17 protein-coding genes are annotated in these 15,800 nt (G+C 46.3%); 1 reads left to right on the plus strand and 16 read right to left on the minus strand.

The genetic code is table 11. The annotated features are described in order from the left end of the window. The first annotated feature begins 161 nt into the window (after positions 1 to 161). Positions 162 to 989 (plus strand): pyruvate, water dikinase regulatory protein, encoded by an 828-nt coding sequence (locus B7X71_RS05055; protein WP_293597337.1) that lies wholly within the window; start codon positions 162 to 164, stop codon positions 987 to 989. 9 nt (positions 990 to 998) lie between these two features. On the opposite strand, the gene B7X71_RS05060 is transcribed toward B7X71_RS05055, so the two are convergent. From B7X71_RS05060 to tsf, 16 genes are all read right to left on the minus strand, one after another. Continuing rightward, complete coding sequence (locus tag B7X71_RS05060) at positions 999 to 1,487, minus strand: hypothetical protein (RefSeq protein WP_293600287.1); 489 nt, start codon at positions 1,485 to 1,487, stop codon at positions 999 to 1,001. 91 nt (positions 1,488 to 1,578) lie between these two features. Next, a complete protein-coding gene (locus B7X71_RS05065; protein ID WP_293597339.1) occupies positions 1,579 to 2,403 on the minus strand; it encodes an RNA methyltransferase in 825 nt (274 codons plus the stop codon). An 11-nt stretch (positions 2,404 to 2,414) separates the two neighbouring features. Further along, a complete protein-coding gene (rnhB, locus tag B7X71_RS05070; protein WP_293597340.1) occupies positions 2,415 to 3,005 on the minus strand; it encodes a ribonuclease HII in 591 nt (196 codons plus the stop codon). After that, positions 3,002 to 4,204, minus strand: coding sequence for a lipid-A-disaccharide synthase (gene lpxB, locus B7X71_RS05075; RefSeq protein WP_293597341.1), 1,203 nt, complete (start codon positions 4,202 to 4,204; stop codon positions 3,002 to 3,004). The genes rnhB and lpxB overlap by 4 nt, the downstream gene beginning before the upstream one ends. 9 nt (positions 4,205 to 4,213) lie before the next feature. After that, positions 4,214 to 5,011 (minus strand): acyl-ACP--UDP-N-acetylglucosamine O-acyltransferase, encoded by a 798-nt coding sequence (lpxA, locus tag B7X71_RS05080; RefSeq protein WP_293597342.1) that lies wholly within the window; start codon positions 5,009 to 5,011, stop codon positions 4,214 to 4,216. After that, on the minus strand, positions 5,011 to 5,460 hold the full coding sequence (fabZ, locus tag B7X71_RS05085; protein WP_015421422.1) for a 3-hydroxyacyl-ACP dehydratase FabZ: 450 nt from the start codon (positions 5,458 to 5,460) through the stop codon (positions 5,011 to 5,013). The genes lpxA and fabZ overlap by 1 nt, the downstream gene beginning before the upstream one ends. Before the next feature lie 51 nt (positions 5,461 to 5,511). Next, on the minus strand, positions 5,512 to 6,567 hold the full coding sequence (lpxD, locus tag B7X71_RS05090; protein ID WP_293597343.1) for a UDP-3-O-(3-hydroxymyristoyl)glucosamine N-acyltransferase: 1,056 nt from the start codon (positions 6,565 to 6,567) through the stop codon (positions 5,512 to 5,514). Between the two features lie 5 nt (positions 6,568 to 6,572). Then, positions 6,573 to 7,100 carry an OmpH family outer membrane protein gene (locus tag B7X71_RS05095; protein ID WP_293597344.1) on the minus strand — a complete coding sequence of 176 codons (528 nt, stop codon included), beginning with the start codon at positions 7,098 to 7,100 and terminating at the stop codon, positions 6,573 to 6,575. 18 nt (positions 7,101 to 7,118) lie between these two features. Then, positions 7,119 to 9,407: an outer membrane protein assembly factor BamA gene (bamA, locus tag B7X71_RS05100; RefSeq protein ID WP_293597351.1), complete on the minus strand. Its 2,289-nt coding sequence runs from the start codon at positions 9,405 to 9,407 to the stop codon at positions 7,119 to 7,121. Positions 9,408 to 9,463: 56 nt separating this feature from the next. Further along, positions 9,464 to 10,597, minus strand: coding sequence for an RIP metalloprotease (locus B7X71_RS05105; protein ID WP_293597345.1), 1,134 nt, complete (start codon positions 10,595 to 10,597; stop codon positions 9,464 to 9,466). Between the two features lie 12 nt (positions 10,598 to 10,609). Beyond that, the gene (gene ispC / locus B7X71_RS05110; protein ID WP_293597346.1) at positions 10,610 to 11,800 is read right to left on the minus strand and encodes a 1-deoxy-D-xylulose-5-phosphate reductoisomerase; all 1,191 of its coding nucleotides are present in this window, start codon (positions 11,798 to 11,800) and stop codon (positions 10,610 to 10,612) included. Next, positions 11,800 to 12,627 (minus strand): phosphatidate cytidylyltransferase, encoded by an 828-nt coding sequence (locus B7X71_RS05115; protein WP_293597347.1) that lies wholly within the window; start codon positions 12,625 to 12,627, stop codon positions 11,800 to 11,802. The genes ispC and B7X71_RS05115 overlap by 1 nt, the downstream gene beginning before the upstream one ends. A 17-nt stretch (positions 12,628 to 12,644) precedes the next feature. Then, positions 12,645 to 13,418, minus strand: a complete 774-nt coding sequence (gene uppS, locus B7X71_RS05120) for a polyprenyl diphosphate synthase (RefSeq protein ID WP_293597348.1) — start codon at positions 13,416 to 13,418, stop codon at positions 12,645 to 12,647. A gap of 30 nt (positions 13,419 to 13,448) precedes the next feature. After that, on the minus strand, positions 13,449 to 14,009 hold the full coding sequence (gene frr / locus B7X71_RS05125; RefSeq protein ID WP_293597349.1) for a ribosome recycling factor: 561 nt from the start codon (positions 14,007 to 14,009) through the stop codon (positions 13,449 to 13,451). An 11-nt stretch (positions 14,010 to 14,020) separates the two neighbouring features. Further along, the gene (gene pyrH, locus B7X71_RS05130; RefSeq protein WP_215374847.1) at positions 14,021 to 14,731 is read right to left on the minus strand and encodes a UMP kinase; all 711 of its coding nucleotides are present in this window, start codon (positions 14,729 to 14,731) and stop codon (positions 14,021 to 14,023) included. A 189-nt stretch (positions 14,732 to 14,920) separates the two neighbouring features. Next, positions 14,921 to 15,799: a translation elongation factor Ts gene (tsf, locus tag B7X71_RS05135; RefSeq protein WP_293597350.1), complete on the minus strand. Its 879-nt coding sequence runs from the start codon at positions 15,797 to 15,799 to the stop codon at positions 14,921 to 14,923. Position 15,800 lies beyond the last annotated feature (1 nt).

A 15,800-nucleotide genomic window follows, 5' to 3' on the forward strand; every position in this document is an offset into this window, starting at 1 on the left:
AAGGCAAAACATAGGCATTTGCTACATCGTTACTTTGTTGCTGTTGGTTGGACATAAAATACTCTCTAAAGATAAGGAAACTGGTCGAGCGGCCGAATAAAATACGGCATACTTCATTAACTACATATTGTAGTGCTGACCACGACTTTTAGGCCAACCTCATGTCTACCCAAACCCGTATTGTTTTTATCGTTTCTGATGGCACTGGAATTACCGCCGAGAACTTCAGTCAGTCGATTTTGGCTCAATTTGAGGCCACTTTTAAGCATATTCGGGTGCCTTTTGTAGATAGTCCTGAAAAAGCCCATGACGCCGTTTCTAGCATCAACCAGGCGGCCTCTAAATATGGGGTAAAACCCATAGTTTTCACCACTTTGGTGAATCCCGAGCTCAACAAGATTGTCGGTAAGGCTAATGGCTTGATTCTGGATATGTTCCAGACTTTTGTAGCACCCTTGGAGCAAGCCCTAGGTGTCAAATCGACCCATGCCATGAACCGCCTGCACCACAATGCGGATACCGAAGCCTATAAAAACCGGATTGAGGCTATTAACTACTCCCTAGCCCACGATGATGGGCAGTCAAACCGCAACCTGGCGGAAGCTGATGTCATTTTGGTTGGTATCTCCCGAGTGGGTAAAACGCCAACCAGTCTTTACTTGGCAATGCAATATGGCATGAAAGCGGCCAACTACCCTCTGATACCCGAGGATTTTGAACGTGGGCAGTTACCCAAGGATTTAATCCCCTACCGCAATAAGATTTTTGGCTTAATGATTGATGCCGAGCGTTTGTCAGAGATTCGCAATGAGCGACGCCCTGGTAGCAACTATGCCAAGCTAGAAAACTGCCGCTACGAAATTAATGAAGCTACCGCTATGATGAAAAAGGAATCCATTCCTTGGGTGGCTACAACCAGCAAATCGATTGAAGAGATTGCTACTACGGTATTGCAATCCATTAAGTCGGATAAAACAATCTTAGGTTAAAAAACCTGTTTATCCGTTTGAAAATTCTGGATTAAAGGTTTGGAAAAGGCTGATTAACAGCAGAGTTATCAGCAACATCAAGGAGATGACGTTAGTGACTCGCTCTTTTTTGCTTGTCCAGACCCATCCCAGAAAACCAACGATGGCCAATATCACCGCCAATACAGCCAACTGAGAGAGATTAATCAGCAATAGGGTTGCTGTATTCCAAAAGCCCGTGGCGCCTGGAACAAGATCTTGATTCACAATATATTGCTCTTTTCCAGCGCCAAAAATGCCGACAAACAAAGTGCCAATCCAGTTAGCCCATAAAGAGACGTAGAGGGAGAAAGTGGCAATGACTTTGGTAAATTTCGGGAGGGATAGTTGAGGCCACATCCAAGCGAAAGAAAAAAATACTAAAGCTTGTACTGCTCCAATTAAGTGAGCCTGCAAGAGGCCAATTTTGGCTAATGCATACGGCGAGTAGATTGGTGCTACAAGCCCAAGCACCAACATAATGAGGCCAGATATTAAAAACCTTTTGTCGTATTGGAAGCTCATTCAATCCTAAAAAATATGGTGTGAGTAATACTACCTGAGTAATCAGCTAACCGCGCCTAACTCGCACAGTCTCAAATAGGCAGATGGCTGCTGCTGTAGAAACATTGAGAGATTCAACTCTAGGATCAATTGGGATTGATACGCCTTTAGCTTGAGCCATCAGGCCTTCAGAAACACCCTGCCCTTCACTTCCCATTACCCAAGCAACGGGATGCGTTAATACTTTGGCCATATTGAAGAGATCTAACTCACCGTCAGCGGTAGCCGCCAGCAAAGGCGCAGTTACAGCACTAAGCACTTGCTGAGTTGACCAACCTTCATAAAGATCAAGTAATCGATGAGCACCCATACCGGCGCGCAATACTTTGCTAGACCACAGATGAGCGCAACCTGTTAATGCAATTACTTGAGTGAAGCCAGCCGCAGCAGCGGTGCGCAATATAGAGCCCACATTACCTGCATCTTGAATGCGATCCAAAATAATCACATCACCAGCAATCGTAGCAACCGAATTTTGAGGATTTAATGCAGTTTCAGGGAGATCTAGCAATCCCGCAATTTGCGGAGCATTGACTAAGTCAGATAGTAAATCCCAGAGGCCTTTATCCAATTGATAAACGCGAGTCTCGGGACAAATTTCAAAATGGTCATAAACCGCTTGGGCGATCTCTGGATTCTGCAAGCCCAATTCAGATGTCATTATAGTCTTGAGTGCTGGATTGCCTACCCAGGTTTGCACCAAATGAATTCCTTCAAGCAAAGCCTGGCCACAAGCAAATCGAGCCTTTTGACCTTTAGGGCCGGTAGCTTGTAGTTGACGAATTTCCTTAAACAGGGAATTGTCTTTTGAGCTGATAAATTCAATTTTCATAGATGGGATTATCAACTATGCAGTGCCAGCACATTGCGAACCGGTGAAAAGCTGCGACGATGTTGATCGCAGGTGCCAAATTCTTTTAAGGCAGCGAAATGCGCTTCTGTTGGATAACCCATGTGCTGCGCAAAGCCATACTGCGGATGGAGTTCATGCAAAGCCATCATTTGACGATCACGCGTCACCTTAGCCAGAATCGATGCTGCTGAAATCGCTGGCTCTTTGGTATCGCCCTTAACGATAGCCTCAGCTGATATGGGAAGTTCAGGGCAGCGATTGCCATCAATTAACGCCTTATCAGGCCAAGCACCTAAACGTGAGGTGAGATCTTCAATAGCACGGCGCATTGCTAACATTGTCGCTTGCAAAATATTAATTTCATCAATCTCAATTGGACTCGCCTCACCAAGACCCCAAGCCTTCGCCTTGAGTTGAATTTGCTCAAATAGAAACTCGCGTCTTGCAGCTGATAACTTCTTAGAATCTTTTAATCCAGCAATAGGATTACCGGGATCGAGAACGACGGCACCAGCGACAACCGCCCCCGCTAATGGGCCGCGTCCTGCCTCATCAACACCACATACCCAAATTAGGCTCACACAGTAGTCCGATTTTTAGCGGCAGTAATCGTTTGTGCCACGGCCTGCGCTACCAATAACCCCGTGGGCCTACGCAGGGTCTCATGCATCGCTGCAAAACGTGTTTTTAGTTGGGCAACTTTGCTGGGGTTATTTAGCCAGGCCAATAAGGCATCAGCCAACTTTATTGGGGTTGCATCATCCTGCAAAAGCTCTGGGACAACAAACTCGCCACAAAGGATATTCGGTAAACCAACATAAGGTAAGTAGCCCTGTCGTTTCATGATCTGCGCAGTCAACCAGGGCACCTTATAAGAAATCACCATGGGCTTTTTCCAAAGTGCCGCCTGTAATGTAGCTGTGCCGCTGGCAATCAACACGACATCAGCAGCCTCAAGAACAGCATCAGCCTCACCATCGATCAAATAAATATCCAGGCTTGGATTTTTCTCCAGAGCGTTTTTGAGCAAAGTCTCAAGCGGTTCACGCAGTCGTGGGGTTGCAACTGGAACTACAAAGTGTAGGAATTGTCCTGGCATGCGCTTCACAAGCTCTGCAATCGTTTCAAAAAAGACTGGCGCAATGAGCTCAATCTCAGAACCGCGACTACCAGGGAGAACGGAAACCACAATTCCATTTAATGTATTAGCAGGCAGGTTTAAGATTTTTTCAATTTTCTGCTTAGCAGCCGCTGGGTTGGATTCCAATGGAATCTCGCTTGCTAGCGGATGTCCAACATAAGTCGCACTAATGCCAGCACGTTCGTAAATCTCAGTTTCGAAGGGAAAGATACAGAGCATGCGTTCTACTGCCTGCTTAATCTTCGTAATGCGCCCTGCTCGCCAAGCCCAAATGGATGGTGAAACAAAATGTAAGGTTGGAATACCGGCTTTGCGCAAAGCTAACTCAACCCCTAAATTGAAATCTGGAGCATCAATACCCAAGTAGACATCAGGGCGTCCTTCGCCGAGCAAATTGGCAATGAGTTCTTTTCGTAGCTTGAGAATAGCAGGCAATTGCTTGATTGCCTCAACGTAACCGCGAACACTAAGTGTCTCCATTGGCCAATCTGAGCGCAGACCTTCTGCCTGCATGCGGGGACCACCAATCCCGTAGACCTCCAACCTGGAGGTATCGGGGATCTGCTTTAGTGCGCTTAATACTGGCGCAGCCAGTAAGTCACCCGAAGGTTCTCCGGCAACACAAGCAAGTTTGGACACTGATTTACTCTAGCGAATAATGCCGCGCGTAGAGGCGGCAATAAAGTCATGGAACTCTGTCAGCTTTTCTGCGGTAGCGGCATCAGATGCGCTAGCGAGTGCCATCTTCTGAATCTCTACCTTTGCCTCTTCGAAACTCAGGCCATCTTTGTAGAGAACCTTATACGCCTGACGCAATGCAGAAATCGTTTCACTTGAGAAACCGCGACGCTTTAAACCTTCCACGTTAATGCCGTGTGGAGAAGCCTTATCTCCAGCCGCAATCACAAATGGCGGAATATCTTGCACTAATGCAGAAGCACCGCCCAACATAGCATGTTGACCTATGCGGACAAATTGATGCACGCCAGACATGCCACCCATAATCGCCCAATCACTCACCTTCACATGACCGGCAATTTGTGCGTTACTCGAGAAAATAGTATGGTTACCGATTTGGCAATCATGGGCAATATGTACATAAGCCATGATCCAGTTGTCATCACCAATTCTGGTGATACCTTCATCCTGAGATGTACCCGTATGAATGGTAGTGAACTCACGAATCGTATTGCGATCACCAATAATCAATTGGGTAGGCTCGCCACGGTATTTCATATCCTGGGGAGCGCCACCAATAGCAGCAAAGTGCGCAAAGGTATTCTCTTTGCCGATCGTGGTGTAACCCTCGATCACAGTATGTGAGCCAATCTTGCTGCCAGCACCAATTTTGACGTTTGGGCCAATAACAGAATATGGGCCAATTTCTACGTCGCTAGCGATCTCAGCTTTGCAATCAACTACAGCGGATGCATGAATCCGAGTCATTACGCACCTTTCGTACGAACAGCACAAGTAATATTCGCCTCAGCAGCAAGCTCACCATCAACAGTAGCCTGCACTTGAAACTTGTAGATGCCAGCGCGTTCACGCTCTAGCTTAGCCGTCATGATCAGCTGATCGCCAGGCAATACTGGTTTCTTAAAGCGAGCACCATCAATACCAGCAAAGTAGTAAATAGCATTCTCTTCACGGACTTCCGAAAAAGTGAGAAGGGCAGCAGTTTGAGCAAGTGCCTCAATAATTAAAACACCCGGCATTACCGGAAAATCAGGAAAGTGCCCCTGAAAAAACGGTTCATTCATCGTGACGTTCTTCAAGGCGGTAATACTTTGACGAGGCTCAATCTCTAGAACACGATCAACCAATAAGAATGGGTAGCGATGTGGCAACAACTTCAAAATTTGATTGATGTCGATAGCGATGGGTTTGCTCATGTGTTTACCTGCTGAATAAAGTATTTAAATTTTTTTAAAATGCTGATGAGTTTATTTAGACTTATCTAATAATCGTAAGCGTTGGCGTATTTTATCGAGACCGCGCAGAATCGCAGCGTTTTTCTCCCAAGCACTATGCAGCATGGATGGATAAACACCCGTGTAATGCTGACCCGGCTCGGAAATAGAACGAATAATTGAGGTGTTACCAGACACCGTTGTTCTGTCTGCAATCGTGAGATGTCCAGCAAAGTTGGCTGCACCACCAATAATGCAGAAGTTACCAATCTTGGTGCTTCCTGAGATCGCAGCACAACCGGCAATCACACAGCAGCTACCAACTACTACGTTGTGCGCAATTTGCACTTGGTTATCAATCTTCGTTCCATTGCCTATGATGGTATCGCTCATGGCGCCACGATCGATTGTGGTTGATGCACCAACTTCAACATCATTACCAATAACCACGGCACCCGTTTGAGGGATCTTGACCCACTCACCCCCCGTGGACGAAAAGTCAGGCGCAAAACCAAAACCATCCGCACCAATCACAGCACCGCTATGAATAATGCATCGCTCACCAATAATAGTCTCTGAATAAATAGAGGCATTTGGGTAAATTAAAGTGTCACTGCCAATAGTAGAATTTCTAGCAACTGAAGTATTGCCTAATAAGGTGACACGCTCGCCCAATTTCACGCCAGGGCCGATTTGTACAAATGGTCCAATATGGCAGGAAGTAGGAAGCTTTACAGAAGAATCGATGGCTGAACTTGGATGGATTCCAGGTACATAAACAGGGACTGAAACCCTAGAAAAGTGCTGCGCCATTCTGGCAAAAGTAGCGTATGGATTCTTGGAAACAAAATATACCCGCCCAGCTGAGGTACTGCTAGGGTTCGCTTGAAGAAAATCCAAATCCGCTTTGCTAACAATCAATCCACCCGCCGAACTATCACTAGCCTGTTGGCGATACAGTGGATTGGAAAGAAAGGAGATTTGGCTAGACTGGGCTCGCTCGAGTGGAGCAAGACCCTGAAGCGCGAGGGAGCCATCCCCCACCAAGCTTAGTTGAAACTGTTCGGCCAGCTCGATGGCGGTGGGCATAAAACTTACTTGAGACTATTCAAAGCCTTGATGACATCATCAGTAACATCAACCTTTGGATTGGCATAGGCTGGATCTTGAATAATGACATCAATTTTTCTTTGGTCAGCAATTTGCTTGAGGGCTTGATTGGCTTTTTCAGCAATCTTGGCGCGCTCTTCGAAGTTGCGCTGATTCAGATCTTCTGTGTACTCACGTTGCTTGCGTTGCAATTCGCGGTCTTGATCTGCCAACTCACGTTGACGACGCAAACGCTCTGCCTCAGGCATTACTGCTGAGTCACGATCTAATTTTTCAGCAGCGGACTTAATTTTTTCAGCGCTATCGCGAATTTCAGACTGGCGCTTTGTAAATTCATTTTGTAATTTGGTCTGGCTTGCTTTGGCCATATTGGATTCGTTGAATACCTTTTCAACGTTCACAGCTGCAACTCGTGTTCCAGCATCCTGAGCAAATGCCTGCGGCAAAGCAATCATTGATGACACAGCTATTAAGCCGTATTGAATCCATTTAGAAGATTGATGAAGCTTCATAAAACTTTCCTTAAACAATTAAAACGCTGTACCGACCTGGAACTGCAAACGCTGCACATTATCCGTTGGCAATGATTTGATCGGAATACCATAGCTGAACTTTAGTGGGCCCAGTGGTGATATCCATGATAAACCTAAGCCATAAGAATATCGCAAGACGAGATTGATATTTTCGTTATAGACATTACCACCATCCACGAAACCAAATACGCGCAAGGTTTTATCAACGCCAGATCCAGGAACAGGGACGGTGTACTCAACGTTACTAACAATTTTAGACTGACCGCCGGTAGGCTGATTCAAGCCAGTATAGGTATTGACGTAGGTAGGTCCTAGCGATCCAGGGGCATAGCCTCGAACCGATCCAATACCACCAACATAGTAGTTTTTAGTAATTGGGAATGGGTACTTGCCGTAAGCCTCACCATAACCAACTTCACCGTTAAAGGACAGGATATTGCCCTTTGAGAAGGAGTGATATTTTTGATACTGACCAAACAGACGATAGAACATCATGTTGCCGACTGGTGTTCCAACTTCAGCATTCAGTTGTTGCAAAGATCCTGATGATGGAATCAGTGCGCTATCGCGACCATCACGTGACCAACCGATTGTGATTGGAACGTTATAAGTATTCAGTGTCGCAGGGTAACCAGGGGCAGCAATGCCGTAGTCCTGCATGTAGTTTAAGTACGGTGTTGGCGTATTAATACTGGATTGAATTTGGAATACCTCAAATCCGGTACCAAAGAAGACTCGATCCACCTCGGTATAAGGAACACCAAACTTAATATTGCTACCAACAGACTTGATTTGATAATCTGGATCGCCGGTGTAATACAGCGGTTTGGATGAGCGATAGTACAAATCAGTGAAGCGGCTAATGCCATCTTCCGTGAAGTAAGGATCGTAGTTTGACAAGGCCAAACTTTGATTAATCTTACCGAGAGAGAAATTCAAGCCCACTGCGGTACCTGTACCGAAGGCATTTTCCTGGTTAATACCGGCAGAGAGAATCAACTTCTCGGTAGATGAGAAACCAGCACCTAAGGTAATCGCGCCAGTTGGCTTTTCAGCCACCTTCACGTTCACGTCAACCTGATCTGGAGATCCAGGGACATCTTGCGTAGAAACATCAGTCTCAGTGAAATAACCCAATCGACCTAAACGTTTTTTAGACAGGTCAATTTTTTCACTGTCGAACCAGGAGCTTTCGAACTGACGCATCTCACGACGAATAACCATATCTCGAGTCTTGGCATTTCCAGTGACATTCACTTGACGCACATAGACGCGACGTCCTGGATCCACCACGAGTGTTAAATCAACTTCACTCAGATCGCGACGAATATCTGGCTGCGGATTAATGGTTGCAAACGCATAACCATACGAACCTAAAATTTCTGCAATCGCCTTGGTACTCTCGGTCAACTTAGCGGAGGAGAAGGTGTCCCCCGGCTTGAGAGTTACTAGCTGAATCAACTCAGCTTCCTTGCCCAATAATTCACCTGCTAAGCGGACATCTTTTACTGTGAACTTATTACCCTCGCGAATACTAATCGTGAGGTAGATGCCTTTTTTGTCCGGGGTAATGGAAACCTGAGTGGATTCAATGACAAATTCGAGGTAACCACGATTGAGGTAGTAAGAGCGGATGTTCTCTAAGTCAGCCGTGAGCTTTTGCTTGGAGTACAAATTGTCCTTGCTGTACCAAGAAAGCCAGCCACCCGTTTTTAACTGCATTTGGCTTTTGAGCGTACTTTCGCTAAAGACATTGTTACCGATGAAATTAATCTCTTGGATCTTGGCCACAGGGCCTTCATCAATATTGAAATAAATCGCTACTTGATTGCGCTCCACTGGGGTAACAGTTGCAACTACCTCAGCTGCATACATGCCCTTACCGACATACTGACGCTTGAGCTCTTGCTCAGCTTTGTCAATTAAAGCTTTGTCATAGAAGCGAGCTTCTGCTACACCCACTGCTTTTAAGGATTTACGTACCACTTCCTGGTCAAACTCTTTCATCCCAGTAAATTCGATGCGAGAGATTGTTGGGCGCTCTTCAATAATGACGATCAGGACGTTACCTTGAGCCTGAATTTGTACATCTCGGAAAAAGCCGGTGCTGTACAAAGCCTTGATGGCCTCAGCACTCTTCTCTTCTGTAAAAGAATCGCCCACCTGAACTGGCAGATAGCTAAATACAGTTCCCGGCTCCACTCGCTGCAAACCTTCTATTCGAATATCTTTGATAACGAATGGATCAGCTGCCTGCGCGTTAATGCAGAAACTAGCCGCAAAAATGAAAGCGACTTGAGCAACAAATCGAGCTACGGAGCGGAGAGAAGAGGTCAAAAAATTCAAGGTGAAAGGTAGCGTTGCAAATCATTAAACAAGGCTAGCAAGGAAAGAGATATCAGCAGCAAAAAACCCACTTTTTGGAGCTTTTCCTGCGCGGATATTGACATTCGCTTACCAACAACCAACTCCCATGCATCATACAGGAGCTGACCCCCGTCTAGCATTGGTAAAGGCACTAAATTCAAGAGTCCAATACTGATACTCATGAGGGCTAAGAAGGACACAAATGGCTGCCAGCCGACTTGGACAGACTTCCCTGCCATATCCGCAATGCTCAAAGGCCCGCCCAGCTGTTTTAGGGTTGTTTTGCCGGTAAATAAACCCAGCATTAGCCTCATGGAGACCTTGCTTATCAAATAAACTCGCTGACCGGCAAAACCTAGGGCATCAATAGGGCCTAATTTAAGCTCTTTCCACTCTGAGGGTGGGCTGACCTGGGGAAGCAAGCCTAGTGCTTGAAATGGGTCAGATTCTGGTGTAACTGGGGGTAAATCACCCTGTCTAAAGGACTTAACATGGCGAGCGCCAGAGATATCCTGTATCTCCAAAGCAAAACCCTGCCCCTCAGTAAGCGCATCCAATAAAAGCCAACGCAAGGCATTCCAACTTGAAACAGTATCAAAATCCTCCAGAATCGGGGCACCACTGTAGTCGGATGAGAGGGATTGCCATCCAATGACTTGATCCCCTACCGCTACTCCAAGTTTTGCAGCAACTGATTGTTCAAGCGGAGTTTGGAGTCGAGCAGGCAACTGAGGCACGCCCGATACGTAAAGTACAGAGAATAAAATAACTGCCAGCAGGAAGTTGGCAAAGGGTCCTGCCGCTACGATCAAAGAACGCTGCCAAAGAGGCTTTACATCAAATGATTCAGAACGTTCTTTTTCTGGAATGGCTTGCTGACTATCGCGACCATCGAGCAGTTTGACGTAGCCACCCAGAGGAATAGAGGCGAGCACCCACTCGGTACCATTGCGGGCGTGAAAAGTAAAAAGTGGTTTACCAAATCCCAAGGCAAATCGAAGTACCTTAACTCCACATAAACGAGCCGCCAAAAAATGGCCGTACTCATGAAAGCTCACCAATACACCCAGTGTGACTAAGAATGCGCCAAGCGTAATTAAGGCCTGCACAAATCTACCAATTTAATTCTGAAGTGCGCGAATGAACTGATTCGCGGTCTGACGGGCAAGAGCATCAGCCTCAAGAATGGTTTGCAAAGAATCTGCTGAAACCGGAGGTAAGGTATTCAAACAGTGCTCAACAACATCCGAAATCTTTAAGTAAGGTAAGCCGTCATCTAAGAAAGCTGCAACAGCAACTTCATTGGCAGCATTCAATATAGCGGGAGCAGTAGCTCCTGCTTTTGCAGCAGCAAAGGCTAAACTCAAACAAGGAAATTGAGCAAAATTGGGTTCCGTAAAGCTAAGACCAGACAACTGAGTCAGATTTAAGGGAGAAACACCAGCATCAATACGATCAGGCCAAGCCAGGCCATAAGCAATTGGCGTACGCATATCAGGCTGACCCATTTGCGCCAGCACTGAGCCATCGCGATAACGCACCATCGAGTGCACAACGCTCTGCGGATGAATCAAAACCTTAATTTTTTCTAGAGGCAAACCGAACAACCAATAGGCTTCGATCACTTCTAGACCTTTGTTCATCATCGTCGCCGAATCAACTGAAATTTTTCTACCCATTACCCAGTTTGGGTGGGCACAAGCTTCCTCAGGAGTAATGCTTGCTAAATCTGCAAGCGATCTATCCCTGAATGGGCCACCAGAGGCGGTTAACCACAGCTCTTCAACACCCAAATGCTCGGATGGATTTTTGGTAAAGCGATCTGGCAGACATTGGAAGATTGCATTGTGCTCACTGTCGATAGGGAGCAGTTCACCGCCCCCCGCCTTCATCGCCTGCATAAATAAATTGCCCGACATCACTAGCGCTTCTTTATTGGCGAGCAATACTCTCTTACCTGCTTGTGCTGCAGCTAGAGCGGGCACTAGACCGGCCGCCCCCACAATCGCCGCCATGACAGTGTCACATCCAGACTCGGTTACAGCCTCAACTAATGCCTGCGGTCCGTAGAGAACCTGAGTAGTAAGCTTTTTTTCTTGCAAGATTCGACTTAGTTCGGTAGCACCATCGGCATCGGCTACCACTGCAATGGCTGGATTAAATTCAATGCACTGCTCAGCTAAACGTTGCACTTGTTTTGCAGCTGTCAAAGCCACCACTTTGAAACGCTCAGGATGAGCACGGATTACATCTAAGGTGTTAACACCAATCGATCCAGTGGATCCTAGGATGGCAACCTGTTTTGGAGACATTAAATCAATCCAGCTAATAAAGCGGCAATTGGCATTGTTGGTATGAGCGCATCAACACGATCGAGCACGCCACCATGGCCAGGCAACAGATGGCTACTATCTTTAACTCCAGCTAGGCGCTTTAACTGAGACTCAAACAAATCTCCGAAGACGCTGAAAGCCGCCAATACTGTGACCATCACAAACATTGGCACCCAGCCAAATCGGATAGCCCAAGCGCCAAATAATGTATCACCTAGCGGTAAATACGTGACACATAAGAATGCATAGACATAACAAAGAAATAGGCCGCCTACAGCGCCCTCAATCGACTTCCCCGGACTGATATGAACTGCCAGCTTGTGTTTACCAAACGCCTTACCAACAAAGTAGGCTCCAATATCAGCAACCCAAACTAAAGCCATACTGCTTAATAAGAAGACTAAACCGAGCTCACGTAAGAAAACTAAGGCGAACCAAGTCGCCGGAAGAATGATCAAGCCCAGAATGCTGTAAAAAGCTTTGAACTTTTCTAAAGAAAGGTTCATCCCTTTTAACAAAATGAATGGTGCTATAAAAAACCAAAATAAGACCGCCATCATCAGCAAAGAGAACTGCCATGCGATTGCCTGCATACCCAGCAAAAATAAAATAATGACCAAGCAAAAAACAGCATAAAGCCAGGCAGATTTCTTAGCTCCTGGAGCAATCATGCGACTCCACTCCCAAGCGGCAGCAAGCAATGCGATGAGGAAAAATATGCCCAGATAGATTGGTGGCAATAAAAACAAAATAGGCAATAGCACTGCCATCAAGATAGTGGCAGTAATGATTCGAGTTATTAACATAAGAGGGATGTGGATTACTAAACTGCGTCGCTCAATGGCTCAGAAGCCAACTGAGCACTCGTGCGCCCAAAGCGACGCTCGCGCTGACTAAACCAATCGAAAGCCTTGTGTAATTCGGCTTCATCAAAATCAGGCCAAAGGATATCCGTGAAATACAACTCGGTATAGGCTAGTTGCCACAATAAGAAGTTGCTCACTCGTTGCTCGCCACCGGTACGAATAAATAAATCAGGCTCTGGTGCATAAGCCATTGATAGATGGGCTTGCAATAATTCTTCGGAGACTTGTTCGGGCTTCAAGCCAGGGTTGGCAGCTAAACATTGACGTATCGCCTGCAAGATATCCCAGCGGCCGCCATAGTTAGCCGCAATCGTAAAAGTGAGTCCTTTGCAGCCAGCTGTTTTCTCTTCAGAGAATTGCACCATCTCTTGAATCGCAGAATCAAAACGGCTCAAGTCACCCACTAGGCGCAAAGAGATATCGTTTTCAGCAAGACGAGAGACTTCACTTTTTAATGACTTCAAAAACAGCTTCATTAAAAAGCCCACCTCTTCCGGTGGGCGACGCCAATTTTCAGAGCTAAAAGCAAACACGGTGAGATATTCAACGCCAAGACGACGACACTCTTGAACAATCTTACGAACAGCGCCAAGCCCTTCTGAATGTCCGGCAACCCGCGGCATAAAGCGCTTGCTAGCCCAGCGTCCGTTACCGTCCATGATGATGGCAACATGACGAGGAATAGCCCTAACCTCCGGAATAATCAAGGTAGAGCTAGTGTGCTGTGTCATGAAACGAATAATAAGAAATGAGTCTGACGATTAAACCGTCATGATCTCTTTTTCTTTTTCAGAGACGATCTTATCGATCTCAATAACCGTACGATCAGTCATCTTCTGAATGTCGTCAGTAGCGCGACGCTCGTCATCCTCAGAAATTTCTTTATCTTTAGTGAGGCGCTTGAGGTGCTCATTGGCATCACGACGCAAATTACGTACGGCGATTTTTGCATCCTCACCTTCGTTCTTCACTACTTTAGTCAAATCACGACGACGCTCTTCAGTCAATGCTGGCATTGGTACACGTATCACTGTACCCTGTGATGCTGGATTGAGACCTAAATCAGAATCACGAATCGCCTTCTCAATTGCGCCGACCATGGTTTTCTCAAATGGTTGGACGTTAATCGTTCTAGCATCAGCCAAACCTAAGCTAGCAACTTGGCTCAATGGGGTTGGATTACCGTAGTAATCCACCTGGATGTGCTCCAAAATTCCTGGGTTTGCACGGCCAGAACGAATTTTCGCCAAATTGGACTTCAAAGCCTCAAGAGACTTCTGCATCTTTTGATCGGTAGTGGTTTTAATTTCTGTTGCGGACATCAAGCCTCCTATTAAACGTGTACTAAAGTGCCTTCAGATTCACCCTGAACCACACGCATTAATGCACCTGGTTTGAGAATTGAAAATACTTTGATTGGTAATTTACGATCACGACACAATGCAAAGGCAGTTGCGTCCATCACTTGCAAGTTTTTGATGATTGCTTCATCAAAAGTAATTGTTTTGTAAAGAGTGGCTGTTGGGTCCTTCATTGGATCGGCGCTATAAATGCCATCCACCTTAGTGGCCTTTAGAACGATCTCTGCAGCCATCTCAGCGCCACGCAAAGCAGCTGCAGTATCGGTAGTAAAGAACGGATTACCGGTACCTGCGGCAAAAATAACGACCTTGCCTTCGCTCAATGCACGAATCGCACGAGGACGAATGTAAGGTTCAACCACTTGATCCATTCTCAAAGCAGACTGGACGCGAGCTTCAACACCTTTTTGGCGCAAAGCATCCTGTAGTGCAAGGGAGTTCATCATGGTGGCCAGCATGCCCATGTAGTCAGCTGTTGCACGATCCATGCCGGCTGCGCCACCCGCTACACCGCGGAAAATATTTCCGCCACCGATCACGATAGCCAACTGAACGCCGCTATTCACTACATCGGCAATTTCTTTCACCATGGAATCAATAGTGACTGGATTGATACCGAAAGCATCATCCCCCATAAGGGCTTCACCAGAGAGTTTTAAGAGAACACGTTTGTAGGCTGGCATTGTTTTATTTTCCGTAATTTGCCAAGCAGTTTTCTTGCTTAGCTTATTGATCTTTAAGTACTTTTTAATATCTTGTCCAAATTATAAAGGGCTTGGCACAGATCAAACAAAAGGGCATAGAAACCGAGATTTCCACGCCCTTTTGGGTATTACAGCCTTACTGGGTAGGCCCAGCAGTTTTGGGGCTAATTAAGCACCTTTAGCAGCGGCAACCTGAGCAGCAACCTCAGCCGCAAAGTCGTCTTGACGCTTCTCAATGCCCTCACCCACAACAAACATGGTGAAACCCTTGATTGTGGTGTTAGCGGCCTTGAGCATTTGCTCAACAGATTGCTTGTCGTTTTTAACGAAAGTTTGGTTCAACAAAGAAACCTCTTTGAGGTACTTCTGAATGGAACCTTCAACCATCTTCTCAACGATTTCTGGTGGTTTGCCAGATTCAGCAGCCTTTTGAACGGCAACGCTACGCTCAACAGCAATGGCTTCAGCAGGAACATCAGCCATCGACAAAGCCACTGGCTTCATTGCAGCAATGTGCATTGCTACGTCTTTAGCTGCAGTTTCATCACCCTCGAACTCAACCATAACACCGATACGAGTACCGTGGAGGTAAGAAACCAACTTATTGCTACCAGCAAAACGCTTGAAGCGACGCGGCATGATGTTCTCGCCGATCTTACCGATTAAGGCGCTACGAACTTCATCAACGGTTTGACCGTTCATTGGCAATGCAAGTAATGCAGCAACGTCAGCTGGATTCTTTTCAGAAATCAGATTAGCGCAGGCTTGTGTAAACGCCAGGAAATCATCATTTTTTGAAACGAAGTCAGTTTCGCAGTTCACTTCAAGCAAACTACCTGTAGTGCCATTAATCGCTGAAGCAACAATACCTTCAGCAGTAACACGAGAGGCTGCTTTACCAGCCTTGCTACCGAGCTTTACACGCAGAATTTCTTCTGCACGAGCCATGTCGCCATCAGCTTCAGTCAATGCTTTTTTGCACTCCATCATCGGAGCATCAGTCTTGGCGCGTAACTCGCCAACCATTGCAGCGGTAATAGCGGCCATT

This window comes from Polynucleobacter sp. 39-46-10, from assembly GCF_002282275.1.

What these genes read in the sequence shown, in the direction of transcription:
- B7X71_RS05065 (WP_293597339.1), bottom strand. Translation starts at nt 2,403, where the DNA reads ATGAAAATTGAATTTATCAGCTCAAAAGACAATTCCCTGTTTAAGGAA.
- frr (WP_293597349.1), bottom strand. Translation starts at nt 14,009, where the DNA reads ATGTCCGCAACAGAAATTAAAACCACTACCGATCAAAAGATGCAGAAG.
- B7X71_RS05115 (WP_293597347.1), bottom strand. Translation starts at nt 12,627, where the DNA reads ATGTTAATAACTCGAATCATTACTGCCACTATCTTGATGGCAGTGCTA.
- uppS (WP_293597348.1), bottom strand. Translation starts at nt 13,418, where the DNA reads ATGACACAGCACACTAGCTCTACCTTGATTATTCCGGAGGTTAGGGCT.
- lpxD (WP_293597343.1), bottom strand. Translation starts at nt 6,567, where the DNA reads ATGCCCACCGCCATCGAGCTGGCCGAACAGTTTCAACTAAGCTTGGTG.
- ispC (WP_293597346.1), bottom strand. Translation starts at nt 11,800, where the DNA reads ATGTCTCCAAAACAGGTTGCCATCCTAGGATCCACTGGATCGATTGGT.
- pyrH (WP_215374847.1), bottom strand. Translation starts at nt 14,731, where the DNA reads ATGCCAGCCTACAAACGTGTTCTCTTAAAACTCTCTGGTGAAGCCCTT.
- lpxA (WP_293597342.1), bottom strand. Translation starts at nt 5,011, where the DNA reads ATGACTCGGATTCATGCATCCGCTGTAGTTGATTGCAAAGCTGAGATC.
- B7X71_RS05060 (WP_293600287.1), bottom strand. Translation starts at nt 1,487, where the DNA reads ATGTTGGTGCTTGGGCTTGTAGCACCAATCTACTCGCCGTATGCATTA.
- fabZ (WP_015421422.1), bottom strand. Translation starts at nt 5,460, where the DNA reads ATGAGCAAACCCATCGCTATCGACATCAATCAAATTTTGAAGTTGTTG.
- B7X71_RS05095 (WP_293597344.1), bottom strand. Translation starts at nt 7,100, where the DNA reads ATGAAGCTTCATCAATCTTCTAAATGGATTCAATACGGCTTAATAGCT.
- tsf (WP_293597350.1), bottom strand. Translation starts at nt 15,799, where the DNA reads ATGGCCGCTATTACCGCTGCAATGGTTGGCGAGTTACGCGCCAAGACT.
- B7X71_RS05055 (WP_293597337.1), top strand. Translation starts at nt 162, where the DNA reads ATGTCTACCCAAACCCGTATTGTTTTTATCGTTTCTGATGGCACTGGA.